Here is a 26,414-nt window from a genome sequence, read left to right as displayed (position 1 = left end):
CAGCATTTAATCATCTGATTGAGACAGCTCAGTTAGTTAACTCATAAAACTAAAAATGGAACAGCAACTGCCATTCCATCACTTCATTATATTTAATCAAAAAAGACGTTAATCTCGCCATTTTCTATAAACTTTACCGTACAATTTACAAAATGATTGTCATTACGTTCATATTGCTTGAAGAATTCCCTATAGTAAAATGGAATATCTACGTTAGTTGTGAGTTCATCACGCTTCGTCCATTCAGGCACAACTTTATCAGGTTCTCTCGTTTCCACATTTCCAGTATAAGCTTCTGACCAGTGCATAAAACAAACATTATGACTGCCGTCTACATCTGAAATAAATGTTATAACGCCGATGAGTTGAGGCTCAATCATTTGAACGCCGGTCTCTTCAGCCATTTCTCTTACAACCGCTTCACGCAATGATTCACCTAATTCTACATGACCGCCTGCAGGAATTAATTGCATATAAGTGTGCGCCTTCTTTTTAACCCGTCGAATCATCAACACACGGTTATCGTCTTTCAAAACACAACTCACTTGAACTTTTGGTTGATTCATTGTGATTCCCCTTTTTCTTTTTCATTTGATCCATTCAAAATGATGATAGCAAATATAAACGCCTTTTGAAAAAATAAATTATGACGTTTATGGTTAATCTCGGATCTTTATTATAATTTATTAATTGTAAAACTGCTTCATTCTGCATAGACGTAGCTTTTTTCCTTTATACCTACGCAAAAAGAAAGCCATTCAAGTTCTCATTTATGCGATTTGCATCTCTTTTATATCAATTTTATTTGTAATTTTCCACTAAAATTATGGCGATATGTGATTTTAAGTCGAAAAAAAACAGGCAAATGAGCAATTCAGCCATCCATTTACCTGTTTCTTATAATTTATTAATTGTGTTTATAATAAAGCCTTATGCGATGCGTTCACACGGCCTTGTTTATCAATCTCAGTGACTTTAACTTTTAATGTATCACCGATTGCTAATTTATCTTCTACTTTGTCGATGCGTTCTTTCGCAATTTGTGAGATGTGTACTAAAGCGTCTTTGCCTGGGAACAACTCGACGAATGCACCGAACTTTTCAATGCGTTTTACTTTCGCGTCGTAGACTTGACCTACTTCTGCTTCACGTACAATGCTTTCAATCCATGCACGTGCTTCGTTAATCATCGCTTGATCCACAGAACCGATATAAACCGTACCGTCTTGTTCAATATCTAATTTAACGCCTGTTGCATCAATAATTTCGTTAATTTGTTTACCACCTGGTCCAATAACGTCACGGATTTTTTCAGGTTTAATTGTCATAATTTCAACTTTAGGTGCATAAGCACTTAGTTCTGCACGTGGTTGATCAATTGTTGCTAACATATGATCAAGAATCGCTAAACGACCTTTACGCGCTTGTTCTAAAGCTTCTTCAATCACTTCTTTTGTTAAACCGTCAATTTTAATATCCATTTGAATGGCTGTGATACCGTCTTTGGTACCTGCTACTTTAAAGTCCATGTCACCTAAAGCGTCTTCCATACCTTGAATGTCAGTCAAGATTGTGTAGCTTTCTTCACGTGTCACAAGACCCATCGCAATACCAGCAACTGGTGCTTTAATCGGTACACCGGCATCCATTAACGCAAGTGTTGAACCACAGATTGACGCTTGCGAAGATGAACCGTTTGATTCTAATACTTCACTCACAATACGTACTGTGTAAGGGAATGTTTTCTCATCTGGAATAATGTATTTCAACGCACGTTCCCCTAACGCACCGTGTCCAATTTCACGACGACCTGGCGCACGTACTGGCCCTGTTTCACCTACTGAGAAGTTCGGGAAGTTGTAGTGATGCATAAAGCGTTTTTGCTCTTCTTCGCCTAAACCATCAATTAATTGATATTCAGAAATTGATCCGAGTGTTAACACAGAAAGTGCTTGTGTTTGACCACGTGTAAAGAGACCTGAACCGTGTGCACGTGGTAACAAGCCAACTTCAGATGACAACGGACGAATTTCATCTGGTTTACGGCCGTCTGGACGAATCTTTTCATCCGCAATTAAACGACGAACTTCTTCTTTAATGAGACGGTTAATTGTCGCGTTGACTTCTTTCAATACCGCTTCATTTTCTGGATCTGTTTCATCTTCAAATTGTGCAAGCACACGTTCTTTAATCGCATCTAAATTCGCTTCACGTTCTTGTTTATCGAATGTAAGAATCGCTTGGTTTAAGCCTTCTTGTTGTGTTAATTCAACAACACGTTCAATCAACGCTTCATCTTTTTCTTCTGGTACAAAGACTTGTTTTTCCGGTTGAATTGTATCAATAATTTGTTGTTGGAATGCACATAAACGTTTAATTTCTTCGTGACCAAATAAAATGGCATCAAGCATCTCAGCTTCTGTAATCTCACTCGCACCTGCTTCAACCATGTTCACAGCGTCTTTATGACCTGCTACTTCTAAATCTAGACGTGATACTGCCTTTTGTTCTAGGTTTGGATTAATTACATATGCCCCATCAACATAGCCAACATTCACACCTGCAATCGGCCCTTGGAATGGAATATCTGATAAGCTAAGTGCCATTGATGACCCAATCATTGCCGCCATTTCTGGTGAACAGTTAGGATCTGCACTTAATACGATATTCATAATTTGAACATCATGGCGATAACCATCTGGGAATAATGGACGAATTGGTCTGTCGATTAAACGTGCTGTAAGTGTTGCTTCATCTCCTGGACGTCCTTCACGTTTTTTGAAACCGCCCGGAATTTTACCTGCCGCATACATTTTTTCTTCGTAGTTAACCGTTAATGGGAAAAAGTCCCCGTCACGTGGTTCTTTTGATGCTGTTGCTGTAGATAAAACGACCGTGTCGCCATAGCGAACAAGGACAGCACCGTTCGCTTGTTTTGCTAATTGTCCCGTTTCTATTGTTAACGGTTGGTTCGCCCACTCCGTTTTAAAAACCTTTTTTTCTTGAGACATGATGAATCTCCTCTCCTACATTTAAACATTTCGTACGTTTTTTATACATAAAATCATTATATCTTACATTATAGGTATTTAATAGTAAAAAAAGAAAGAAACCAAGTTATTGGTCTCTTTCCATTTAACTTTATCTCTACAGATATATCGCGTGAAAATTAACGACGAATACCTAAAGACTTGATAAGTTCACGGTAACGTTGGATGTCTTTGTCACGTAAGTAGTTTAATAAGTGACGACGACGACCTACCATTTTTAATAAACCACGACGTGAATGGTGGTCTTTTTTGTGTGTACGTAAGTGCTCGTTTAATGCATTGATTTCTGCAGTTAAAACAGCGATTTGTACTTCAGGTGAACCTGTGTCTGTTTCGTGTGTACGGTATTCTTTGATTAATTCGTTTTTGCGTTCTTGTGAAATTGCCATGTGTCAATTTCCTCCTTTAATTTTGTAATATGCCTTAATCTGAGTAAGGCGTCGGAGTCTCAACCTACCAAGACTAAGGTCTCTATCAATTTAAATCAATAGACTTTATATATTATATGATACATCATCTTCAAAATCAACAGCTAACAAATACTTCGCGCGTTCTTTATCCTGATTAATCTGAGCAACAAGCGGATCAATGCCATTGAATTTCATTTCAGGACGGATATAATGATGCCAAGTAACCGTCACGCGCTCTCCGTAAATATTTTCTTCAAAATCAAAAATATTCACTTCGATCACAATCTGCGGTAAATCATCATGGAATGTTGGTTTCACACCCACATTACATACACCTCGATACACTTTGTCATTTGTACCAATCTTCAAACTCACGGCGTACACACCTTTTGCAGGTAGTACATAGTCATCACTCAATTGAATATTGGCAGTTGGGAAACCGATTGTACGTCCACGTTTTTCGCCTTGCACAACAGTCCCTTTTACTTGGTAACGATAGCCAAGCGCTTCATTTACTTCTGTAAGCTTGCCTTCTGTTAAGTCACGGCGAATCGCAGTTGTTGAAATTTTTTCGCCATTTAAATCTTGCTTGCCAACCGTGATACATTCAATATTATCCGTATATTCTTGTAACATCGCCATATTGCCTTTACCGTATTTGCCGAACGTAAAGTCAAAACCAGCAACTGCAACTTTCACGCGGTTGTTCACTAAGTATTCATGAATAAACGTCTCAGGTGGCACTTCCGCAAAACGACTTGAAAAATTAACAACGATACAATAATCAATGCCTTTCGCACGCAATAATTCAATTTTATCATCAAGTGGTGTTAAATACGTTGTACGCTTTTGTTTCGGATTCAACACAACAGATGGATGGGGGTCAAAAGTCATGACAGCCTTCTTCAAGCCACGCTCTTTAGCGACTTCATCCAAACGTTCGAATAACGCTTGATGCCCACGATGTAAACCATCAAAAAAGCCGAGCGCAATCGCAATATCTTCTTGAATGTATTGATCATTTTGAATGGGATGTGTAATCTCAATCACTTTCATGTTACGTCAATCTCCTTTAGTTAAATACCTTTTTCGGTTTAATTTCATTATCACGTGACGGATGCACTTCGTATATTGCCAACACCTTTTCAGCTTTAGGGTCATACATCACAAGTGTTTGTTCAAAATCAATATCAAATTGATGACGTTCAAACTTTTGTCCATTATTAATACGCTGAATTAACTTTTCGTCACGTACTTCATATATCGGTAAAGCTTTTAGCCCATATAATAAAGGAAGCAAAGCGTCAGTAAGATTTCCTGCATCATGGCGTTCTTGAATCGTTTCTAATGTTAACGCTTGTGCCATATCGAAACCACCACTATTCGTTCGCGTCAATCGTGACATATGCGCTGGATAGCCAAGTGCCTTTCCAATATCTGTTGCCAACGTTCGAATGTACGTCCCTTTACCACACGATACAATGATTTCAAATATCGCTTGATCATCTGAAAATTTTACATCAGATACACGCTGAATGTCACGAATATGAACTTGGCGCTCTGGACGTTCAACCGTCTCCCCATTACGTGCATATTCATAAAGTTTTTTGCCATTGACTTTCACGGAAGAATACATCGGTGGAATTTGTGTAATCCAACCTTTAAACTGTTCCAAGACTGTGTCCACTGCTTCATTCGTCATAGTTGTTTCATTTATTTGTTGTTGCGCAATAACGTCTCCCGTCTGGTCTTCAGTCGTTGTAGAAACACCTACCGTCACTTCAGCATGATACGTTTTCCCCATGTCCATGACATAATCGCTAACCTTCGTTGCTTGTCCAATACAAATTGGTAAGACGCCATCCACCTCAGGATCTAGCGTACCTGTATGCCCCACCTTTTTTGTCTTAAGAATTTTACGCAGCTTGAACACAACATCATGACTCGTTAAACCACGTGGCTTATACACCGGCAATATACCGTTATACATAGGCGTTACTCCTTTATCATTCGTGTTTTATATATTTAAAATAAATATATGCGTTCCTATTATTTTTATCATCTTTACCTATAGTAAAAGCTAGGATATTCGTCTTCATCGGTTTAGACCGCACGACATATCCTAGCCTTATCACTGTTAATCTTTTTTGTGTAAACCTTGAATTAATTGTTCAATACGATTACCGTATTCAATCGATTCATCATATTCAAATTGTAACTCAGGAATAATGCGTAATCGCATGCGTTGTCCAAGCTCTGATTTCAAAAATCCTGTCGCCTTTTCAAGCCCTTTGAATGTATCTTGACGTTCTTTATCATTACCAAGCACTGTGAAATACACCTTTGCTAATGATAAATCATTCGTTGGTTGTACATCTGTAATTGTTAAAAATCCAACTCTAGGATCTTTCAATTTATTGTTGATGATATCCATTAATTCTTTTTTCATCTGTTCACCAACACGTTCTGCTCTCATGTTCATGTTTTCACCTCTTTACTAAAGTGTTACGTCATTCACTTCAATATCTCATTATATATGACCATAACAAGATGCGTCAACGATAGGTGCTTTTAGAAAAAGATTGCTTGTGCTAAGTTCCCACTTAATACGATGAGCGACTTCAATATGATAAATGTAATAACTGCTACTTTGACTTATATATAAACTATTGCTCTACAAATAAAAAATGACCCTTTCAGCATTTCATTTATTCAATGTTTGCTACGAAAGGATCATTCAACTATTTTATTTCTTTCATTTACAGATATTATGGTAGGTAAAAGTATGCAACAAACTACTATTGTAATAATAATACCGATATTCATAGACCATCAGCCTTCCTTTTATTCTCTAGTATATTTATGAACGCTACATTTTGAAATGAGCAAGTCTATTTTAGCTAGCTTAAAACATCTTACTAAATTTGGTATTACTCCATAATTGCTAAAAATTAGGTACACACATGCGTTACCTACTTTATTAAAGTGTTGCATATTATATTGTTAAACAAATTCTTGTTCATTATAACTTTCACGCTATTTTTCACTGCCTGTCAATGGAATCATTCAGTAAAACAACTCAAGTAATATCTCTCAATCTCATTTATTCAGCATAACTTTCTAATAATGACGCTATTTTTCAGGATCCTTAACAACATCAATTGGCAGGGCTTCAAACTGTTGTGCATTGTTTACACTTTGTCTTTCTAGTGCTTCTAACAAATTAGGTAACGTTTCTTCTGTGAATATATATTCTGATAAAAAACTTTCTGTTGCCATACTACCCATCTCCTCCGTTCTTATTATAATGTCATAATAATATTTTCAAAGCAGATGTTCAACAAGATTTAATATGTTATTAAAAACTCACCACCTTAACCAAAAAGAGTTTGTCTAACTTATTTATATCTGAATTATTAAGATGACTTACCATAAAAAGTGAATGGTATAATATATTTGTAAATAAGAACTTTAAATCAAGGAATGGTTAAAATGAAACTGCATATCTATGGTGGACCAGGAAGTGGGAAAACAACGCTTTTTAACATGATTACTAGGAATTTCTACTGTCTAAAACTTAATCCAAAAAACTCCTCACTTGAATTTATCAAATGAAGAGTTTTGGGATATAGCTATATATGTCTATCTTTCAATTTCAACCATAACGTAAGCTTCGATAACGTCGCCTTCTTTAAGGTCATTGAATTTTTCGATGGTAATACCACATTCGTAACCTTGTGCAACTTCTTTAGCATCGTCTTTGAAACGTTTTAATGAATCAAGTTCGCCTTCAAAGATAACGATACCGTCACGGATGACACGTACGCTTGCGTCTCTTGTAATCTTACCGTCTGTCACGTAGCTACCTGCAATCGTGCCGACTTTAGATACTTTGAATGTTTGACGTACTTCTGCTTGTCCGATTACTTTTTCTTCATATTCAGGATCAAGCATACCTTTCATCGCTGATTCGATTTCTTCGATAACGTTGTAAATAACGCGGTGTAAACGCATATCTACGTTTTCTGCTTCAGCTGCACGTTTTGCACCTGCATCTGGTCGTACGTTGAATCCGATAATAATACCGTTTGATGCGTTTGCTAATGTAACGTCTGATTCGTTGATTGCACCTGTTGCTGTATGAATGATACGTACGTTTACGCCTTCAACATCAATTTTCATTAATGATGCAGCTAATGCTTCAACTGAACCTTGAACGTCCCCTTTAATAATCACATTTAAGTCTTTCATTTCACCTTGTTTCATTTGTTCAAACAAGTTATCAAGTGAGACGTTTTTGCTTTCTTGACGTTGTTGAATAATGCTTTCTTGTTCACGTGCTTCACCGATACGGCGTGCTTTTTTCTCGTCTTTGAAGACTACGAAACGGTCACCGGCTTGTGGTACCGCACTTAAACCAGTGATTTCAACTGGTGTTGATGGACCTGCTGTTTTAATACGTTTACCTAAGTCATTTACCATTGCACGTACTTTACCGTGTGTGTTACCTACAACGATGGCGTCACCTACGTGTAATGTACCGTTTTGAACAAGTAATGATGCAGCTGGTCCACGTGATTTATCTAATTCCGCTTCAATCACTGTACCAACGGCTGGCTTGTCTGCGTTTGCTTTCAATTCTTGGACTTCAGAGACAAGGACAAGCATTTCTAACAAGTCGTCAATCCCTTCGCCACTTAATGCTGAAAGTGGTACGAAGATTGTGTCGCCACCCCAGTCTTCAGGGATTAAGTTATACTCTGCAAGTTCCTGCATAACACGGTCAGGATTCGCAGTTGGTTTATCAATTTTGTTAACCGCAACGATAATTGGTACTTCTGCTGCTTTGGCATGGTTAATCGCTTCGATTGTTTGAGGCATGACACCATCGTCAGCTGCTACAACAAGAATTGTAATATCAGTAACTTGGGCACCACGCGCACGCATTGTTGTGAATGCTGCGTGTCCAGGTGTGTCTAAGAATGTAATCTTATTACCTTTATTTTCAATTTGGTAGGCACCGATATGTTGTGTGATACCGCCCGCTTCTCCTGCTGTCACGTGTGTATGACGAATTGAGTCTAGTAACGTCGTTTTACCGTGGTCAACGTGTCCCATAATCGTAACAACGGCTGGGCGTACTGTTGCGTCTTCATCTTCTTCAACGTCTTCAAAATAAACGTCTAAGTCGTTTGCATCGATCACAACTTCTTCTTCAATTTCAACACCGTAATCTGATGCAACAAGTTCTAAAGCTTCAACGTCTAATGCTTGGTTAATGTTTGCCATAATGCCAAGTAAGAAGAGTTTTTTAATGATCTCAGAAGCGTCTACGCCTAATTTACCTGCAAGTTCGCCAACGGTAATACCTTCAGTGTAAGTGATCTTTGATGGCATTTCTTTTGGCTCAGCTGGTTTTGGCTGTTGTTGCTGCTGCTTTTTATTGTTGTTGTTTTTGTTGTTACGTTTATTTTTCTTGTTATTTGGTTGATTGCCTTTATTATTTTTAGGCTGTTGCTTCCCTTTACCTTGTTGGTTATTCGCTTTCGCTTGTTTGTTATCTTTTTTAGGTGCCTCAGCTTTTTTGTCATTGGCAGCTTGCTTATTGAACGCTTTGTCCAAAATTTTCACATGGTCTGCTTCTAACGTTTGCATGTGATTTGATACTTCTACACCATTTTTCTTTAACTCATCAATGGCGTCTTTACTTTTGATGTTTAATGATTTTGCATATTCATAAATTCTTTGTTTACTCATTCAACCACTCCTTACTTATCTTCATCGATCATTGCTATTAGCTTTTTCGCAAAGCCACTATCTGTTATACCGATATTCACACGCGCTTCCTTGCCAATCGCCACACCGAGTTCATAGCGATTGCTTACCACTCGATAAGGTGTTTTGTAGGTTGTACATTTGTTCATTAACGTTTTCTTCGTGTTATCTGATGCATCCTCTGCAATCAACACAAGTTTCAATCGATGTTTTTTCAATTCTGCTATCAGCACAGATTCTCCGGTTTTCACCTTACCTGCACGCATTGCTAGCCCTAAAAAATTTAAAAATTGTTGTTGGTTCATTTTGTAGGTATCTCTTCCCGATAAATTAATCGAATAATCTCTTTATACACAGGTTCTAACGTTTCTTGAGATGCTTTGAAAAATTGCTCAAGTTTTTGTGCTTTCTGTGCTTGTTCCACTAAAGCGACGTCTTTGCTTACATATGCGCCACGTCCTTGCATCTTACCTGTCGCATCTGCAGCGATGTCACCTTCTTTATTTTGTACAACGCGAATCATTTCTTTTTTCGGTTTCATCTCGTTTGACAAAATACATTTTCGCATAGGAATTTTACGTTTTTTCATGAAAATCCCCCCTATTTTTCTTCTGTTACATCCTCTTCTACAACAACATCGTCAGCAACGTCTTCTGCAAGTGCATCGTCAACAATTGCAAGTTCTTCATCTTCAAAAACAACAGCTTCTTCTTTTGCTGGTTGTGGTTGATCTAAACCTAATGCTTTGGCATCTGTTTCAGACTTAATGTCAATCTTCCAACCTGTTAATTTTGCTGCAAGACGTGCGTTTTGACCACGTTTACCAATCGCAAGTGATAGTTGATAGTCTGGTACGATTACTGTTGTTGATTGATTTTCTTCATCAACGATAACATCTACAACTTGTGATGGGCTTAATGCATTACGTACAAATACTTTTGGATCAGCATCCCATTGTACGATGTCAATTTTTTCGCCACCAAGTTCTTCAACAACCGCTTCAACACGTGCACCTTTTGCACCAACACATGCACCAACCGCGTCAATGTCTGCATTTTCAGCGTACACACTGATTTTTGAACGATCGCCTGCTTCACGTGCTACTGACTTCACTTCAACAGACCCTTCAAAAATTTCTGGTACTTCTTGTTCAAACAAACGTTTCAACAATCCTGGATGACTACGTGATACGAAAATTTGTGGTCCTTTTGTTGTTTGTTCAACTTTGTTTACATACACTTTGATACGTTCGTTCGGCACATATGATTCATTTGGGCTACGCTCTGCTTCTGACAATACAGCTTCTGTTCTGCCAAGGTTAACGTAAACATAGCGATGATCTACACGGTCGATAACACCTGTCACGATATCGTCTTCTTTGTCGATAAATTCTTCATACAAAATTTCACGTTCTGCATCACGTAAGCGTTGCATTACTGCTTGTTTTGCTGCTTGTGCGCCAACACGACCGAAGTCTTTTGGTGTCACATCTTCTTCGTAAATATCGCCAATTTCATACGCTGGATTTTTCACTAGTGCTGTTGAAAGGTCGATTTCTTCACGGTCATCAAATACCTCTTCAACAACTTCTTTACGTGCGATAACGTGGAATGTCCCGCTGTCTAAGTTCAATTCAACACGTACGTTACGTGCACTTTCATAGTTCTTTTTATATGCTGTGATTAATGCTGCTTCAATCGCATCCACTAATACGGCTCTTGGAATTCTTTTTTCTTTCTCTAAATACTCAGTCGCTAATAATAATTCATTACTTTTCACGAATCTTCCTCCTTACGTCCATTAAAGCATAACCGCATGACGTGCTTTCGCAATTTTATCTCGCGGAATTGTAATGACTTTCGTTCTTGCTTTAATCTTCACTGACATATCAATTGTGTCTTCAGTTACAGCCGATAACGTACCTAACCATTCTTTGTCACCTTCAATTGGTGCATATAACGATACGAATACGGGTTGTCCAATTGCTTTTTGATAATCTTCCTCTTTCTTGATAGGTCTTTCTGCCCCTGGCGATGCAACATCTAAATAATACGCTTGTGTAATTGGATCATGTTCGTCCATCACGTCGCTAATGTGTTCAGATGCACGCGTGCAATCATTTAAATCCACGCCGCCCGGTTTATCAATTGAAATACGCAAATAATGATCGCGTCCTTCTTTCGCAAATTCAACATCTACCAATTCATACCCTAAGTCGTCAAGGACAGGTTGTATCAACGCTTCTACTTGCTCTGTAATTTTACTCATACGTGCCCCCTATCAGTGACATACAAACAGAAAAGAGCGGGTAACACCCACTCTTTCTGCTTGAGTCCATTTTTATAAGCAACATTATTATAGCACATAACTGTCATGACGACAAATGTGAATCTACATATCGAAAATTGACAGTTGTGCTTTGTCTGGCATGTTTGGAAGTGAACCGAGTTCGTCGAGATACTCGATAATCTTCGCCGAAACACCTGCCTTTTTGTTAAGATCTTCTTTTGATAAAAATGGCCCTTCTTCACGCGCTTCAACAATACGGCGTGCAACGTTTTCCCCAAGTCCTGGCACGGCGATAAATGGCGGAATTAGCGTGTCGCCTTCGATTATAAAATCAAATGCTTGGCTCTTCTCGAGGTTCACAGGTTGCATTTTGAAGCCACGATGTGCCATTTCATTCATAATTTCCAAAACGGTTAACACGTCTTTTTCTTTTTTACCTAAGTCCATATAACGACTGTACATATCTTTCACTGTATTACGAATGCTATCTTTGTCTTTAATCATTGTTAATAAATCAAAGTCTGATGCACGTACTGTAAAGTAACTTGCGTAATAATATAACGGATGATGCACTTTGAAATACGCAATTCGCACCGCCATTAATACATACGCAGCAGCATGGGCTTTCGGGAACATGTATTTAATTTTCTTACATGAATCTAGATACCATTCAGGGACTTCGTTATCGCGCATCGCTTGTTCAAAGTCTTCGGTTAATCCTTTCCCTTTACGCACGGACTCCATGATTTTAAAGGCGAGTGATGGTTCAAGACCGGCATACATAAGATATACCATGATATCGTCACGACAACCGATACAGCTTGATAATGTACATGTACCACTTCGTACGAGATCTTGTGCATTACCTAACCATACGTCTGTTCCGTGTGACAGTCCTGAGATTTGTACTAACTCAGAGAATGTCGTCGGCTTCGTATCTTCTAACATTTGACGAACGAATCCAGTACCAAACTCTGGCACACCGAACGTACCGGTTTTCGCTAAAATTTCTTCTTCAGTGACACCTAGCGTTTCAGGTGAACTAAAAATACCCATCGTTTCTTTATCATCGACTGGAATTGTTTTAGGGTCAATACCTGATAAGTCTTGTAACATACGAATCATTGTTGGATCATCGTGTCCGAGTATATCGAGTTTCAAGACGTTATCGTGAATCGAATGGAAGTCAAAGTGTGTCGTCATCCATGCGGAATTTTGTGCATCGGCTGGATATTGAATTGGCGTAAAGTCATAAATATCCATATAATCCGGCACAACGATAATACCACCCGGATGCTGACCGGTTGTACGTTTTACGCCGGTACAACCTTTCACTAAACGATCGACTTCTGCACCTCGTTTATGAATACCTTGATCGTTCAAATAACCTTTGACGTAACCGAATGCTGTTTTCTCAGCGACTGTACCAATTGTTCCTGCTCGGAAAACATAATCTTCACCGAACAGTACTTTCGTGTAATTGTGGGCATGCGGTTGATATTCCCCACTAAAGTTCAAGTCAATATCTGGTACTTTGTCCCCTTTAAATCCTAAGAACGTTTCAAACGGAATATCTTGTCCTTCTTTAATCAACGGTGTGCCACATTCACATGTTTTATCTGGCAAGTCAAAACCTGAACCAACTGAACCGTCATTAAAGAATTCACTTTTTTTACATTTTGGACAAATGTAATGCGGTGGCAATGGATTCACTTCTGTAATTTCTGTCATCGTTGCAACAAAGCTCGAACCGACCGAACCACGAGATCCTACAAGATAACCATCTTCTAATGATTTCTTAACAAGTCGTTGTGAAATAAGGTAGATAACCGCAAAACCGTTACCGATAATACTGTCCAACTCTTTTTCTAATCGATCAATAACAATTTGTGGCAAGTCTTCACCGTATAACTTTTTCGCATTGTTATAACTCATTTCACGAATTTCTTCATTGGCACCTTCCATATTCGGTGTATACAGTTTATCTTTAATCGGCACGACTTCTTCAATACGTTCTGCTAAAGCGCGTGTATTCGTCACAACGAGTTCTTTTGCTTTTTCTTCACCTAAAAAATGGAAGTCAGCAAGCATTTCATCCGTAGTACGGAAATGTGCTTCCGGTAACGTCGTTCGATTAAGCGGGTTCCCCGGTTGAGATGCGATTAAGATTTTACGTGCAATACCATCATGTTCATGTAAATAATGGACATTCCCTGTCGCAATGACTGGGATGTTATTGGTTTCACCGACAGCTAAAATACGCTCGTAAATTTCAAGTAATGTTTCATTATCACGAATTAATTCTCTATCAAGCAAATCTTGATAAAGGGCTGGCGGTTGCACTTCAATATAATCATAATATTTCGCAATGCGTTCTACTTCTGATTGATCACGTTGCATCACCGCAGTAAAGACTTCCCCTTCATCACATGCTGTCCCGACGAGTAATCCTTCACGATGTTCATCTAATACGGAACGTGGAATACGTGGTGTTCGATAAAAATATTTCACAAGAGATTGGCTGACGATTTTAAATAAGTTTTTCAACCCTTGTTGGTTTTGTACGATCAATGTGACGTGTTGTGGACGTGCACGTTTGTACGCATCTTCATTCGATAATTTTTTATTAATTTCTTGATGATTGTGTACATCCAATTCTTTTAATTGTGCCAACATCTTTACAAAAATATACGCTGTTGCTTCTGTATCGTATATCGCTCTATGGTGCTGCGTAAGTTCCACACCATACTTCTTCGCTAGGAAGTTCAAGCCGTGCTTCCCATAGCTTGTGTTAATCGTACGTGATAATTCCAGCGTATCAATCACACCATTTGTCGACGGACCAAAGCCTAAACGCTCGTAACCCGTGTCGATAAAGCCCATATCAAAAGACGCGTTGTGTGCTACAAAAATGGCATCGCCAACCCATTCTTTAAATTCCGTTAATACTTCTTCAATTTCAGGCGCATCACGTAACATATCATCTGTAATATGCGTTAAGTTTTTAATCGTCTCAGATAACTTTTCGTGTGGATTGCTGAAACGTTCGAACTTATCAACAATTTCGCCATCTTTCACTTTCACAGCGGCTAACTCAATAATTTTGTCATATTGGTTGGAAAGACCTGTCGTTTCAACGTCAAATACGACATACGTGGCGTCTGCCAATGCAACATCAGTCGGTTTGTAGGCAATCGGTACACCATCATCAACGAGCATACCTTCCATACCGTAAATCATTTTAATGCCATGTTTTTTCGCAGCAGCATAAGCATCTGGATATGCTTGTACAACGTTATGATCTGTCACCGCAATCGCATCATGTCCCCATTTTGCTGCTTGTGCAACATAATCGCCAATGTTGGACACACCGTCCATTTGGCTCATTGCTGTATGCAAGTGAAACTCCACACGCTTTTCTTCCGCTTTATCTTGTTTCGCGGTATGTTTCACTTCTTCAATATCTGACATCATCATCACAAGGTCACGAATGTACATATCTTCTTCGATACGCCCTTGTGCACGCACCCATTTACCTTCTGACAATGCTTTGAAATGTTCTAAGTCATCTTTATTTTTACGTGTGAACATTTTGAGCACGAGCGAATCTGTATAGTCCGTCACTTTTAATTCGACAATGTGACGGCCGCTTTTCAATTCTTTCAAGTTAATGTCGAAAATAACCCCTTCAATCGCTACTTTAAACTCTTCTTCGATAATATCTGAAATAGGACGGATATTTTCAACTTGAATCGGTTTTCCGATTTGACACTTCTCAACTGTGACACCATTTTCTTCTTGTTGCGCGCGTTGCTCTTTCATTTTTTCAATTTTTTCTGTCGCTTCTCTTGCACTTTGTTCATCTTCTTGTTGAATATGTGCTTCTAAAGAGGCTAATTCTTCATCGTGACCGACTGTATCCGTTTCAAATACCACTTTATCAATATCAAAACCACATTGCTTCAAAGCTTTTACAAGACTCCCGTTGCACACTTTATCAAAATGGTCACGTTCCACATCATTTTGTACGAGTACTTTGACCACATTTCCTGATACAATGATTCGTTTTTGACGCAACTGCCCTTTCACTTTAGGCGATAAAGCCGTTTGATCAATACACGAACCAAAGTATTTCAACAAGTGCTCATCTTGATTCGCTGACGATGCAACACGAATTTGCCAGTTCACTTGCGCAATATCTTTAAATGTCTCAGTCATCGCATGTGTAAACACGGCATAATCTTCATAAGGAATTACATACGGTAATGTAATGTGAAACGTCCATGCGCGTGTTTTCTCTGACACATCGACACGTGTTAATTCACTGTTTTCAACGATCTCAGTATTAAAGTGATCGAGCATATTCAATTGTTTGAGTAGAATTTTGAACTTTTCTTGATTTTGTAGGTCCATATTTCAATCCACCTTATTGTTCAAATAAAATCATTTTACATTATGTATAAAATATGAATAGGAGTGGGACAGAAATCTTAATATGACTAAAGAGTTCATTGCCCCACCCCCGTAAGGATGTCATAAGAGTCCTCTGTGTATTTCACGGTAAAAATACAAATCATACACATCGTTCTCTACAATTATATTCTATTATAGCAAAAGCTGACACTTTAAAACTTAGAGTTGCTCATAAAGACGTTCAATGTATGCTACGAGTTCATCTACCGCAACGTCTTCACTATCGCCTGTATCACGGCGTTTCACTTCAACAATACCTTCTTCGGCATTTTTACCAACTACAACACGAATTGGTAAACCGATTAAGTCTGCATCATTAAATTTTACGCCTGCACGTTCTTGACGATCATCATACAACACATCATATTTCTCTTGAAGTGTTGTATAAAGTTTTTCCGCCAATTCAAATTGCGCTTCTTTTTTAGGGTTTACTGTAATTAAGTGCAAGTCATACGGTGTAACGGACTTAGGCCAAATAATACCATTATCATCGTGGTGCTGTTCAATTACGGCACTCAATGTTCTTGATACACCGATACCGTAACAACCCATTGTTAAGTTTTGTTCACGACCTTGATTATTTAAAATCGTCGCATTCATTGCTTTAGAATATTTTTCGCCAAGCACGAAAACTTGTCCTACTTCAATCCCTTCAGCAAATTTTGCATTGCCAGAACCGTCAGCCAATGGCTCGCCTTCTAAAATAAATCGGAAATCGCCATAACCATCAATTGTAAAGTCACGGTCTACTACTGCATTCACGTAATGGTAGCCGTCTTCGTTTGCACCAACTGGAATGTTTACTAAGTCTTGTACAGAATTGTCGGCGTACACTTTAATCTCACTATCAGTCACTGGACCTAATGAACCAGGCGCCGCGCCAAGTAAATTACGAATCTCATCTTCTGTCGCCATCGTAATATTGTCTGTATTAAAGTAATCTTTTAATTTCACGTCATTGATTTCATGATGACCACGCACTAATACCATCACAAATGCGTCGTCTACTTTGAATACCATTGATTTTGTCGTTTGATCAAGCGGTTTAACTAATAATTCCGCAAGTTCTTTTGCCGACTTCACATTCGGTGTCGCAATTTTTTCTAACGCTTGTGGTGCTTCTTTCGGTGCCTCTGAAGGCGTGTACACAACTTCAGCTTTTTCAATATTCGCTGCATAGTCACTGTTATCACTATACACGATTGTATCTTCACCGATCGCACTCAACGCGTGGAATTCATGTGTGTAGTTCCCACCAATTGCACCTGAATCAGCAACAACTGGACGCACATTTAGTCCAACACGTTTGAAAATACGTTTATATGAATCATACATATCTTGGTACGTTTTCATTAACGATGCTTCATCTGCATGGAATGAATACGCATCTTTCATAATAAACTCTCTACCACGAAGCAATCCAAAGCGTGGACGTTTTTCGTCACGGAATTTCGTTTGAATTTGGAATAATGTTAATGGTAATTGTTTGTATGAACGTAACTCATCACGAATTAATGATGTTACAACTTCTTCGTGTGTCGGTCCAAGGGCAAATTCACGTTGGTTACGATCACGTAAACGCATTAACTCTGAACCGTATGCTTCCCAACGTCCAGATTCTTGCCATAACTCCGCATGTTGTAATACTGGCATTACAACTTCTACAGCATCAATACGTTCCATTTCTTCACGAATGATGTCTGAAATTTTGTGTATAACACGTGTTGCAAGTGGTAAATAGCTGTAGACACCTGCTGTATTTTGTTTAATGAGTCCTGCTTTTAATAATAATTGATGACTTAACGCTTCAGCTTCAGCAGGAACTTCACGTAATGTCGGTATAAAGACTTTTGATTGCTTCATCTTTATGTGTGCCTCCTTGTTATTTAGTTATAAAAAATACCTTTGAATATCATTCCATGTGACTAAGACCATAATAACCATGACAAACACAGCACCAGCTGCAATGATAATCGTCTCAGCCTTTTTATTTGCTGGTTTTCTAAAAATCGCTTCATAGATAACGAATAAAATACGTCCACCATCTAATGCTGGGATTGGTAATAAGTTCATAATCCCTAAGTTAACACTTAATGCTGCGGTCCAAACGATTAAATTAACAATACCTGTTTTTACAACTGTATCCACATTTTTATAAATACCAACCGGGCCATTGAGCATATTGAAGCTAAAATCACCTGTGAATATACTACCAATCATGCCAACTACAGCGATAAAAATTGTTTTACCGAAACGCAATGTTTGTTCACCTGCGTATATAAGTGGTTCAATTGATGCACGCTCTTTCTTAGGAATAAAACCTAGTTGGTAATCCGTCTCTTTTTGGTTTTTAGAAATTTTTACTTCATTCTTCTTCGGTGTAAATGTTTTAGTTAATATTTTGCCGTCACGTGACACTTTGATTTGTGCCTCTTTGCCGCCTGTTTCTTGCAACGCGCGTTTCACATCAGAAAAACGATTGATTTTATCGCCGTTAATTTCAGTAATCTTATCGCCTTTTTGCAGACCGATTTGTTCTGCAGCCATTCCTTTCGCTACTTGATCAATCGTTGTCGTCGGTGCACCTTGATAGTACGCTAAACCAACTAACAACACAAAAGCAAGGATAAAGTTAAAGAGCGGCCCCGCAAACAATGTTAAAAACTTTTGAAACGGCTTTTTATGTGTAAACTGACGATCACGTGGGGCGATTTGAATCAAGCTCCCATTTTCAACAAAGAATGCTTTACGTGCAATTGGGTAGCAGTGACGTGCGTCGTCGTATCCCGCAATCCCTTCGATAAACATGTCTTCCGATAAGTCGACTTGTTTCACTTCTAACGCTTCAATTTGTTGAAACTTATGTTGATCATCCAAAATAACGTGCGTAATTTCATCTTGCTCATTTAATTTAATACGGATGTGCATACCTGGTTGAACAGGTGCTTCTTCCAAACCATCGCCTGCCATGCGGACATAACCACCTACTGGCAACAAGCGAATCGTATATAACGTTTCATTTTTACGGAAACTTAAAATCTTAGGTCCCATGCCGATTGCGAATTCCGGACACATAATACCTGCACGTTTCGCAAAAAACATATGCCCGTACTCATGCACAGAAACAAGCAAACCAAAAACAATAATAAATGCAATAATGGTTATAAACACAGATAGCTACACCTCATATTCCTTAGATTTATAGTGTTTATCAACAGCTAAAATTTGTTCGAGTGTCGGATGTTGAATGACTTGGTGTGCATCCATTTCTCGTTCAATCAATCGTTCAATGTCTAAAAAGCCGATTTCACGGTTTAAAAACTTTGCGACAGCGACTTCATTAACCGCATTTAATACGACTGGCATCGTGCCACCAGTTTTTAACGCATCGTACGCATATTTTAAACATCTGTATCGATCAAGATCCATTGCTTTAAAGTTTAACTGTGCCACTTCTGCAAGATTTAAAGAAGGTGCCTGATGTTCTAAACGGTTCGGATACGTGAAAGCATATTGTATCGGCATACGCATATCCGGCGTTCCGAGTTGTGCCATCACACTTGTATCAACAAACTCAACCATTGAATGGATAATACTCTCTTTATGCAAAATCGTCTCAATTTGATCAATCTCCAAATCAAATAACCATTTTGCTTCAATCACTTCAAACCCTTTATTCATCATCGTTGCAGAGTCAATCGTAATCTTCTGACCCATTGACCAGTTTGGATGATTTAACGCGTCTTCCACCGTCACGTTTTCCAGTTGATCACGTGTTAAATCTCTAAACGAACCGCCACTTGCTGTAATTGTAATTTTTTTCACTTGGCGACGGTCTTCACCGTTTAAACATTGGAAAATGGCCGCATGCTCCGAATCTACTGGTAAAATGTTAACGCCATGTTTTTTGGCATGCGCCATAACAAGTTCACCTGCAACAACAAGTGTTTCTTTGTTAGCAAGTGCAATGTCGATGCCATGCTCTATCGCTGCTATCGTTGGTGGGAGTCCAACACTTCCAACTAAAGCATTCAGTACAAGGTCGTTGTGCGCTGCTGTTGCCACTTCTTTTAATCCATCTGCACCGAAAACGACTTTAACGTCAAAATCTGAAAAACGTGCCATATCTTTTTCGTACTGCACCGAAACAATATCCGGTTGCAGTCGTGATACAATATCAATCGCTTCATCTACGCGCTTACCTACAGACAAACCGACTAAGTTGAATTCGTCGGGATGGCGTTCAATTACATCAATGGCTTGTTGTCCAATTGAACCCGAAGCGCCTAAAATCGCTATATTTTTCATTACTTGTTCACTTCACTTTACATTTGAATTAAGAAAATGTTCATTAATGGTAACACGAACATAAAACTGTCAAAGCGGTCTAAAATACCACCGTGTCCTGGCAATAGACGACCTGAATCTTTTACACCGAAGTGGCGTTTAAACCCTGACTCTACTAAGTCGCCAAGTTGACCAAATGCACTAAGTACAACTGTCAACACAAGAATCCAAATCATGCTATAACTGAACGGCATAAAAAACATAAATGCAAGTGGTACGACTAAACTACAGAGTAAGCCGCCAATAAAACCTTCAATCGTCTTGTTAGGACTAATCACTGGCCAAAGTTTGTGTTTACCAAATGAGCGCCCAAATATGTATGCGCCTGTATCTGTTAACCACACGATTAAAAGTCCGAATAAAATAAATTGCAGACCTGCTTCACGTGTTTCGTAAAAATACATAAAACCAATACCTACGTATGCGACTGACATTAGACAAAATGCAGCGTCCATAAAGCTGAAGCGGTTTTTAGACATTACCGTATAGCTAAGAATGATAAAACTTAGTATAATGAGCCCTTTTTGTTGCAACAAGGGTACCCATGCGCCGAACTCTTCTGGCAACATAATAATGACTAAGCCCGCTGCACTAATGAATCCGGGAATTGACAAAAAGCGAATACGATTCATATTCAATAATTCTTTTAAGGCAATTAATGCGAGTACGAATGTAAAATACATCCAAGTCGCGCCACCCACTAATAATATGGGTAAAAACACAATAAGTGCAATTATCGTTGTAATCGTTCTGACCTTCATCTCACTGCTCCTATCTACAATCCTCCAAAGCGTCTTTGGCGAGATTGATATGTTTTGATACATGATTTTAAATCTTCTTCATTAAAATCTGGCCACATCTTCTCATTGAAAATAAATTCACTGTACGACAACTGCCAAATTAAAAAGTTACTAATGCGTTGTTCTCCTGATGTACGTATTAACAAATCCGGATCCGGAAACTCGGCGGTCATTAAATATTTAGAAAATTGTTGTTCAGACAGTTGCTCAATATCACTATCTGAAGCATGCTTATAATTTTTAATGACATTTTGAATGCCATGCATAATTTCTGCTCTACCGCCATAGTTAATCGCAAAAATAAGCGTCAATCCGGTATTATCAGCTGTCTTCAACTTCGCTTCTTCAATCGCTTGAATTGTTTTCGTTGGTAACTCATCAATAAAACCAATTGTTTCCACTTTTACATTTTTTTCAATTAACTCTGGTAAAAATGTGTTCAAGAAATTAACTGGGAGCCCCATAATATAGTTAATCTCTTCTTGTGGTCGCGACCAATTTTCAGTGGAAAAAGCATACAGCGTCAAATATTTCACATTCAAGTCACTCGCTGCACGCGTAATCGTTTTAATCGTTTCCATGCCTTGATAATGCCCTTTAATACGCGGCATTTTGCGCTGCTTTGCCCATCGCCCATTACCATCCATAATAATCGCAATATGTTCTGGTATATGATGCAAGTCTAATGTATCAGATTGCGCTTGTCTATCGTTGTTTCTTTTAAATTTCTTAAACATGCGTGTTCCTCCGAGCCTGTAGTGTCTCTTAAATATTATCATCTTACTAGCAAACAATCATCTATCATTTTATCACACTCAAAAGACGCTTAAAATAAACATAGAAAAAAACTGTACCAAAGTCTGATTCGGTACAGTTCGATTTCTCCATTATCGTTCAGTTGCATCACTCGCGTTCATTACAGATAAACACGTGCTTCTATGACACACACTGCGCAAATAGTTAAAATGGATGATGACATAACATGTGTTACACAGACATAATATCTTTTTCTTTATCTGCAACGAGTTGATCAATTTCTTTAATGGCATCATTCGTAACATCTTGAACCTCGTCAGAAGATGAACGTAATTCGTCTTCTGAGATTTCGCCGTTTTTCTCTTGTTTTTTCAATGCGTCGTTGGCATCACGACGAATGTTACGAATAGATACTTTCGCATTTTCACCCGTTTTCTTCACTTGTTTCACGAGCTCTTTACGGCGTTCTTCAGTTAATGCCGGTACAGTAATACGAATGACTTCACCGTCACTTGTTGGGTTCACACCTAGGTTTGCAGCGATAATTGCACGTTCGATTTCTTTCAATGATGTTTTGTCATAAGGAGAGATTACAAGTAAACGTGCTTCTGGCACATTGATACTTGCTAATTGTTGTACAGGTGTTGGCGCACCGTAGTAGTCCGCATTGACACCTGCTAATAAGTTTGAGTTCGCACGACCAGCATTGATTTGTGCTAGTTCACGTGACAAACTTTCAGCAGACTTTTTCATACGCGCTTTCGCGTCTTTAATAATTGCATTCATGATCAGGTCACCTCTAAATTATTTTGTGATAATTGTTCCGATATCTTCACCTAATACAGCACGTTTGATATTGCCTTCTTCCATAATTGAGAAGACTTTTAAAGGAATATCGTTGTCCATACAGAATGAAGAGGCTGTTGAGTCCATTACTTGTAAACCTTCTTGTAAAAGTTGAATATAAGTTAGGCGCTCATATTTTTTCGCAGTTGGATCTACTTTTGGATCTGCTGAGTAAACACCATCTACATTGTTTTTACCCATTAAGATCACTTCTGCTTCTACTTCAGCGGCACGTAAAGCGGCTGTTGTATCTGTCGAGAAGTATGGGTTACCAATACCTGCTGCAAAAATAACAACACGTTTTTTCTCTAAATGACGAATGGCACGACGACGAATGTATGGCTCAGCCACTTGTTTCATCTCGATTGAAGTAAGCACACGCGTATCACAGTCAAGCTGTTCAAGACTATCTTGTAATGCCAATGCATTCATTACTGTCGCAAGCATACCCATGTAGTCTGCAGTACCACGGTCCATACCAAGGTCACTACCTGTTTTACCACGCCAGATATTACCGCCACCAACGATAACAGCAACTTCTGTATCTAATTTTGCTACTTCAGCTACTTGTTCCGCAATGCTTTTAATAATAATTGGATTAATACCAAATCCTTTATCTCCTGCCAATGCTTCTCCACTAAGTTTCAATACTACTCGCTTATATTTTGAAGTTTCAGTCATTATTTATTAACCTCTCTATTCGTATTATATGGAACAATACAAGTAAAGAAGACACAATAGGTATCTTCCTTACACACGGCTTCAATATCAATGCATTGAAGTCATGCAAAGGAGGACACAACAGGTGTCTTCTTTCTTATACAAAACCGTGTTGATTATTTCATTTGTCCTTTTACTTCATCCGCAAAGTTTTCTTCACGTTTTTCCATACCTTCACCAACTTCGTAACGTACGAAGTCAACTAATTTACCACCTTTAGATTTAAGGAACTGTTCAACAGTTTGGTCTGGATCTTTAACGAAATCTTGGTTAACAGCACAAATTTCTTGTAAATATTTGCGTAAACGACCTTCAACCATTTTTTCAACGATGTTTTCTGGTTTACCTTCGTTTAATGCTTGTTGTTTTAATACTTCTCTTTCGTGAGAGATTTCTTCTTCACTTACTTGGTCAGAAGAAACATATTTAGGGTTGATTGCAGCGATGTGCATTGCTACGTCTTTAGCAGCTTCTTCGTCAGTTGAACCTTCAACAACTGAAAGCACACCAATACGTCCACCCATGTGTAAGTATGCACCGAATGCATCGTTGTCAGTTTTAGTTCTGATTTCAAAACGACGTAAGCTTAATTTCTCACCGATTGTAGAAATTGCTTCTGTCATGTGTTCAGAAACTTTTTTACCGTTAGGCATTGTTGTTTCGTTTAACGCTTCAACAGTGTCTACTTTTGTCGCAAGAATTTGGTTTGCGATGTCTTTTACTAACTCTTGGAAACCTTCGTTACGTGCTACGAAGTCTGTTTCTGAGTTGATTTCAACGATAACTGCGTCGTTACCTTTAACTTCTACGTGTGTAATACCTTCTGCAGCAATACGGTCTGCTTTCTTAGCTGCTTTTGCAATACCTTTTTCACGTAAGTAGTCAATTGCTTTATCGATGTCACCATCAGTTGCTTCAAGCGCTTTTTTACAGTCCATCATACCTGCGCCTGTTCTTTCACGTAATTCTTTTACAAGTTTAGCTGAAATTGCCATTCACTATTCCTCCAATATCAATACATAGTTTATTTTAAAAAAAGGGAGATAAGCATCAATATCTTATCACCCATTTTAAGCTTCTACTTAGTTAGATTCAACAGATGCTTATGCTTCAGCTTTGTCTGCTGCTTCAGTTGTTTCTGCTTTTTCATCTTCATTTAAGTCGATGTTTTGTTCAGCAGCTACTTCATCATTAGATACACCTTGTTGTCCTTCTAAGACAGCGTCTGCCATTTTACCAGTTAATAATTTAACCGCACGGATCGCATCATCGTTAGCTGGGATAACATAGTCGATTTCATCTGGGTCACAGTTTGTATCAACAATACCAACGATTGGAATGTTTAATTTGCGCGCTTCTGCAATCGCATTACGCTCTTTACGTGGGTCAACTACGAATAATGCTTGAGGCATTGATTTCATATCACGAATACCGCCTAAGAATTTGATTAAACGGTCATATTCTTTTTTAAGTTCTACAACTTCTTTTTTAGGAAGTACGTCGAAAGTACCGTCTTCTTCCATTTTTTCAATTTCTGAAATGCGGTGTACACGTTTAGAAATTGTTTTGAAGTTTGTTAAAATACCACCTAACCATCTTTGGTTAACGTAGAATTGTCCAGCACGTTCTGCTTCAGCTTTCACTGATTCTTGTGCTTGTTTTTTAGTACCTACGAATAAGACTTTACCGCCTTCTTCAGATACTTGTTTGATGAAGTTGTACGCTTCGTCAACTTTTTTCACTGTTTTTTGTAAGTCGATAATGTAAATACCGTTACGCTCAGTGAAGATGTACTTTTTCATTTTTGGGTTCCAACGGCGTGTTTGATGACCGAAGTGAACACCAGCTTCTAACAATTGTTTCATTGAAATAACTGCCATAATAAAATTCCTCCTATTGGTTATGTTCCTCCACGTTAACCCATATAAAAACGATAGCTTGTATCGCACCCATTTATATGCTCGTTAAACGTGTGTGTTTTGGCTTTTAATAGCCGCATATAAATATAACATAATGCCTTTTCATATGCAACAGTAAAGTTTACTATTCCATGCGATCTAATTCGTCTAAGAATGCACGTTTTTTAACTTTAATAAACGTCCCTTTCATACCGAGTGAACGTGACTCGATAACACCAGCACTTTCAAGCTTACGCAACGCATTTACGATCACTGAACGCGTAATACCTACACGGTCTGCTACTTTAGATGCGATTAATAAACCTTCTGTGCCACCTAATTCTTCAAAAATATGGTCAATCGCTTCTTTTTCTGAATATGATAAAGAGTTAATCGCCATAGAAATAGCTGCTTTATCACGTGCTTCCGCTTCAATTTCAGAATGTTTCTCACGTAAAATTTCCATACCAATCACTGTTGCAGCGTATTCACCTAATACAAGGTCATTTTCATCAAATGGATCTGATAAACGTCCAAGCACTAATGTACCGAGGCGCTCGCCACCACCGATGATTGGGAAAATTGTGGTCTTAGAGTCTTCAAACAGACTTCTGCTCTCTAGTGGGAATACTGACAACGGATCTTCAATATCAATGTTAGATGTTGTTTCATAGACGTGCATTAATTTTTCAGTGTAAGCATCTGGAATATGATGATCATCTAACATTTTGTTAATGCGCTCATTTTTTAACAATTCGTTTAGGCAAGATCCTAGAATCTTACCGCGTCTCGAGACGATAAATACATTTGTTACCGTCACTTTGCTGATTGTATGTGCAACATCTGTAAAGTTTACTGATATTCCTTTATGTTTTTGTAATAAGCTACTAAGTTCTCTTGTCTTTGTTAATAAGCTCATGTCACTTCTCCTTTTTATAGGCGATGTGTCAACCCTAAATTTAAAATCTTTTTAATTTTTTTGTTTTTTGAAGCCTAAAATAAGCTATATATAATGTTTAAACAATATTCAAGATATAGAGAATAAAAATG

Annotated in this window: 23 protein-coding genes; all 23 read right to left on the bottom strand. The window is 38.3% G+C overall.

Annotated elements, in window-relative coordinates:
* Window positions 1-92: 92 nt before the first annotated feature.
* Window positions 93-566, bottom strand: coding sequence for an NUDIX domain-containing protein (locus TP70_RS01385; RefSeq protein WP_044358792.1), 474 nt, complete (start codon window positions 564-566; stop codon window positions 93-95).
* 351 nt (window positions 567-917) lie between these two features.
* Window positions 918-3,011 (bottom strand): polyribonucleotide nucleotidyltransferase, encoded by a 2,094-nt coding sequence (gene pnp, locus TP70_RS01380; protein WP_044358790.1) that lies wholly within the window; start codon window positions 3,009-3,011, stop codon window positions 918-920.
* Between the two features lie 158 nt (window positions 3,012-3,169).
* The gene (gene rpsO, locus TP70_RS01375; protein WP_044358789.1) at window positions 3,170-3,439 is read right to left on the bottom strand and encodes a 30S ribosomal protein S15; all 270 of its coding nucleotides are present in this window, start codon (window positions 3,437-3,439) and stop codon (window positions 3,170-3,172) included.
* Window positions 3,440-3,544: 105 nt separating this feature from the next.
* Window positions 3,545-4,516: a bifunctional riboflavin kinase/FAD synthetase gene (locus TP70_RS01370; RefSeq protein WP_044358787.1), complete on the bottom strand. Its 972-nt coding sequence runs from the start codon at window positions 4,514-4,516 to the stop codon at window positions 3,545-3,547.
* A 16-nt stretch (window positions 4,517-4,532) separates the two neighbouring features.
* On the bottom strand, window positions 4,533-5,450 hold the full coding sequence (truB, locus tag TP70_RS01365; RefSeq protein ID WP_044358785.1) for a tRNA pseudouridine(55) synthase TruB: 918 nt from the start codon (window positions 5,448-5,450) through the stop codon (window positions 4,533-4,535).
* A gap of 147 nt (window positions 5,451-5,597) precedes the next feature.
* A complete protein-coding gene (gene rbfA / locus TP70_RS01360; RefSeq protein WP_044358784.1) occupies window positions 5,598-5,942 on the bottom strand; it encodes a 30S ribosome-binding factor RbfA in 345 nt (114 codons plus the stop codon).
* Window positions 5,943-6,592: 650 nt separating this feature from the next.
* Window positions 6,593-6,739, bottom strand: a complete 147-nt coding sequence (locus tag TP70_RS12140) for a hypothetical protein (protein WP_156962251.1) — start codon at window positions 6,737-6,739, stop codon at window positions 6,593-6,595.
* Window positions 6,740-7,102: 363 nt separating this feature from the next.
* Window positions 7,103-9,217 (bottom strand): translation initiation factor IF-2, encoded by a 2,115-nt coding sequence (infB, locus tag TP70_RS01355; protein WP_044358782.1) that lies wholly within the window; start codon window positions 9,215-9,217, stop codon window positions 7,103-7,105.
* Between the two features lie 11 nt (window positions 9,218-9,228).
* On the bottom strand, window positions 9,229-9,540 hold the full coding sequence (locus TP70_RS01350) for a YlxQ family RNA-binding protein (protein ID WP_044358781.1): 312 nt from the start codon (window positions 9,538-9,540) through the stop codon (window positions 9,229-9,231).
* Window positions 9,537-9,824 (bottom strand): RNase P modulator RnpM, encoded by a 288-nt coding sequence (gene rnpM / locus TP70_RS01345; protein WP_044358780.1) that lies wholly within the window; start codon window positions 9,822-9,824, stop codon window positions 9,537-9,539. Before rnpM ends, TP70_RS01350 begins: the two co-directional genes overlap by 4 nt.
* 11 nt (window positions 9,825-9,835) lie before the next feature.
* Complete coding sequence (gene nusA, locus TP70_RS01340) at window positions 9,836-11,014, bottom strand: transcription termination factor NusA (protein ID WP_044358779.1); 1,179 nt, start codon at window positions 11,012-11,014, stop codon at window positions 9,836-9,838.
* Window positions 11,015-11,035: 21 nt separating this feature from the next.
* Window positions 11,036-11,503: a ribosome maturation factor RimP gene (gene rimP, locus TP70_RS01335; protein WP_044358778.1), complete on the bottom strand. Its 468-nt coding sequence runs from the start codon at window positions 11,501-11,503 to the stop codon at window positions 11,036-11,038.
* A gap of 123 nt (window positions 11,504-11,626) precedes the next feature.
* Window positions 11,627-15,937 carry a PolC-type DNA polymerase III gene (locus TP70_RS01330; protein WP_044358776.1) on the bottom strand — a complete coding sequence of 1,437 codons (4,311 nt, stop codon included), beginning with the start codon at window positions 15,935-15,937 and terminating at the stop codon, window positions 11,627-11,629.
* 219 nt (window positions 15,938-16,156) lie between these two features.
* Window positions 16,157-17,860, bottom strand: a complete 1,704-nt coding sequence (locus tag TP70_RS01325; protein WP_044358775.1) for a proline--tRNA ligase — start codon at window positions 17,858-17,860, stop codon at window positions 16,157-16,159.
* A 27-nt stretch (window positions 17,861-17,887) separates the two neighbouring features.
* Window positions 17,888-19,168 (bottom strand): RIP metalloprotease RseP, encoded by a 1,281-nt coding sequence (gene rseP, locus TP70_RS01320; RefSeq protein ID WP_044358774.1) that lies wholly within the window; start codon window positions 19,166-19,168, stop codon window positions 17,888-17,890.
* Window positions 19,169-19,174: 6 nt separating this feature from the next.
* Complete coding sequence (locus tag TP70_RS01315; protein WP_044358772.1) at window positions 19,175-20,305, bottom strand: 1-deoxy-D-xylulose-5-phosphate reductoisomerase; 1,131 nt, start codon at window positions 20,303-20,305, stop codon at window positions 19,175-19,177.
* 17 nt (window positions 20,306-20,322) lie between these two features.
* Entirely contained in the window at window positions 20,323-21,105 is a 783-nt protein-coding gene (locus TP70_RS01310; protein WP_044358771.1) for a phosphatidate cytidylyltransferase, read from the bottom strand.
* Between the two features lie 14 nt (window positions 21,106-21,119).
* Window positions 21,120-21,881, bottom strand: coding sequence for an isoprenyl transferase (locus TP70_RS01305; protein ID WP_044358770.1), 762 nt, complete (start codon window positions 21,879-21,881; stop codon window positions 21,120-21,122).
* 250 nt (window positions 21,882-22,131) lie between these two features.
* Window positions 22,132-22,686, bottom strand: a complete 555-nt coding sequence (gene frr, locus TP70_RS01300) for a ribosome recycling factor (RefSeq protein ID WP_044358769.1) — start codon at window positions 22,684-22,686, stop codon at window positions 22,132-22,134.
* 18 nt (window positions 22,687-22,704) lie between these two features.
* Window positions 22,705-23,427 (bottom strand): UMP kinase, encoded by a 723-nt coding sequence (pyrH, locus tag TP70_RS01295; protein WP_044358768.1) that lies wholly within the window; start codon window positions 23,425-23,427, stop codon window positions 22,705-22,707.
* A gap of 155 nt (window positions 23,428-23,582) precedes the next feature.
* Window positions 23,583-24,461, bottom strand: coding sequence for a translation elongation factor Ts (tsf, locus tag TP70_RS01290; RefSeq protein ID WP_044358766.1), 879 nt, complete (start codon window positions 24,459-24,461; stop codon window positions 23,583-23,585).
* A gap of 108 nt (window positions 24,462-24,569) precedes the next feature.
* Complete coding sequence (gene rpsB / locus TP70_RS01285) at window positions 24,570-25,346, bottom strand: 30S ribosomal protein S2 (RefSeq protein ID WP_044358765.1); 777 nt, start codon at window positions 25,344-25,346, stop codon at window positions 24,570-24,572.
* Between the two features lie 163 nt (window positions 25,347-25,509).
* Entirely contained in the window at window positions 25,510-26,283 is a 774-nt protein-coding gene (gene codY / locus TP70_RS01280; RefSeq protein WP_044358764.1) for a GTP-sensing pleiotropic transcriptional regulator CodY, read from the bottom strand.
* Window positions 26,284-26,414 lie beyond the last annotated feature (131 nt).

Origin of the sequence: Staphylococcus microti, assembly GCF_000934465.1 — a bacterium.
GTDB classification, from domain to species: domain Bacteria; phylum Bacillota; class Bacilli; order Staphylococcales; family Staphylococcaceae; genus Staphylococcus; species Staphylococcus microti.
This window is presented reverse-complemented; position numbering and strand designations above follow the sequence as displayed.

Excerpts from the sequence above, each read along its gene's own strand:
- TP70_RS01315 (WP_044358772.1), bottom strand. The coding sequence starts at position 20,305 with ATGAAAAATATAGCGATTTTAGGCGCTTCGGGTTCAATTGGACAACAA.
- truB (WP_044358785.1), bottom strand. The coding sequence starts at position 5,450 with ATGTATAACGGTATATTGCCGGTGTATAAGCCACGTGGTTTAACGAGT.
- rimP (WP_044358778.1), bottom strand. The coding sequence starts at position 11,503 with ATGAGTAAAATTACAGAGCAAGTAGAAGCGTTGATACAACCTGTCCTT.
- rpsO (WP_044358789.1), bottom strand. The coding sequence starts at position 3,439 with ATGGCAATTTCACAAGAACGCAAAAACGAATTAATCAAAGAATACCGT.
- TP70_RS01330 (WP_044358776.1), bottom strand. The coding sequence starts at position 15,937 with ATGGACCTACAAAATCAAGAAAAGTTCAAAATTCTACTCAAACAATTG.
- pyrH (WP_044358768.1), bottom strand. The coding sequence starts at position 23,427 with ATGACTGAAACTTCAAAATATAAGCGAGTAGTATTGAAACTTAGTGGA.
- TP70_RS01325 (WP_044358775.1), bottom strand. The coding sequence starts at position 17,860 with ATGAAGCAATCAAAAGTCTTTATACCGACATTACGTGAAGTTCCTGCT.
- TP70_RS01305 (WP_044358770.1), bottom strand. The coding sequence starts at position 21,881 with ATGTTTAAGAAATTTAAAAGAAACAACGATAGACAAGCGCAATCTGAT.
- TP70_RS01350 (WP_044358781.1), bottom strand. The coding sequence starts at position 9,540 with ATGAACCAACAACAATTTTTAAATTTTTTAGGGCTAGCAATGCGTGCA.
- infB (WP_044358782.1), bottom strand. The coding sequence starts at position 9,217 with ATGAGTAAACAAAGAATTTATGAATATGCAAAATCATTAAACATCAAA.
- rnpM (WP_044358780.1), bottom strand. The coding sequence starts at position 9,824 with ATGAAAAAACGTAAAATTCCTATGCGAAAATGTATTTTGTCAAACGAG.
- TP70_RS12140 (WP_156962251.1), bottom strand. The coding sequence starts at position 6,739 with ATGGCAACAGAAAGTTTTTTATCAGAATATATATTCACAGAAGAAACG.
- TP70_RS01370 (WP_044358787.1), bottom strand. The coding sequence starts at position 4,516 with ATGAAAGTGATTGAGATTACACATCCCATTCAAAATGATCAATACATT.
- TP70_RS01385 (WP_044358792.1), bottom strand. The coding sequence starts at position 566 with ATGAATCAACCAAAAGTTCAAGTGAGTTGTGTTTTGAAAGACGATAAC.
- TP70_RS01310 (WP_044358771.1), bottom strand. The coding sequence starts at position 21,105 with ATGAAGGTCAGAACGATTACAACGATAATTGCACTTATTGTGTTTTTA.
- codY (WP_044358764.1), bottom strand. The coding sequence starts at position 26,283 with ATGAGCTTATTAACAAAGACAAGAGAACTTAGTAGCTTATTACAAAAA.
- rpsB (WP_044358765.1), bottom strand. The coding sequence starts at position 25,346 with ATGGCAGTTATTTCAATGAAACAATTGTTAGAAGCTGGTGTTCACTTC.
- rbfA (WP_044358784.1), bottom strand. The coding sequence starts at position 5,942 with ATGAACATGAGAGCAGAACGTGTTGGTGAACAGATGAAAAAAGAATTA.
- tsf (WP_044358766.1), bottom strand. The coding sequence starts at position 24,461 with ATGGCAATTTCAGCTAAACTTGTAAAAGAATTACGTGAAAGAACAGGC.
- pnp (WP_044358790.1), bottom strand. The coding sequence starts at position 3,011 with ATGTCTCAAGAAAAAAAGGTTTTTAAAACGGAGTGGGCGAACCAACCG.
- frr (WP_044358769.1), bottom strand. The coding sequence starts at position 22,686 with ATGAATGCAATTATTAAAGACGCGAAAGCGCGTATGAAAAAGTCTGCT.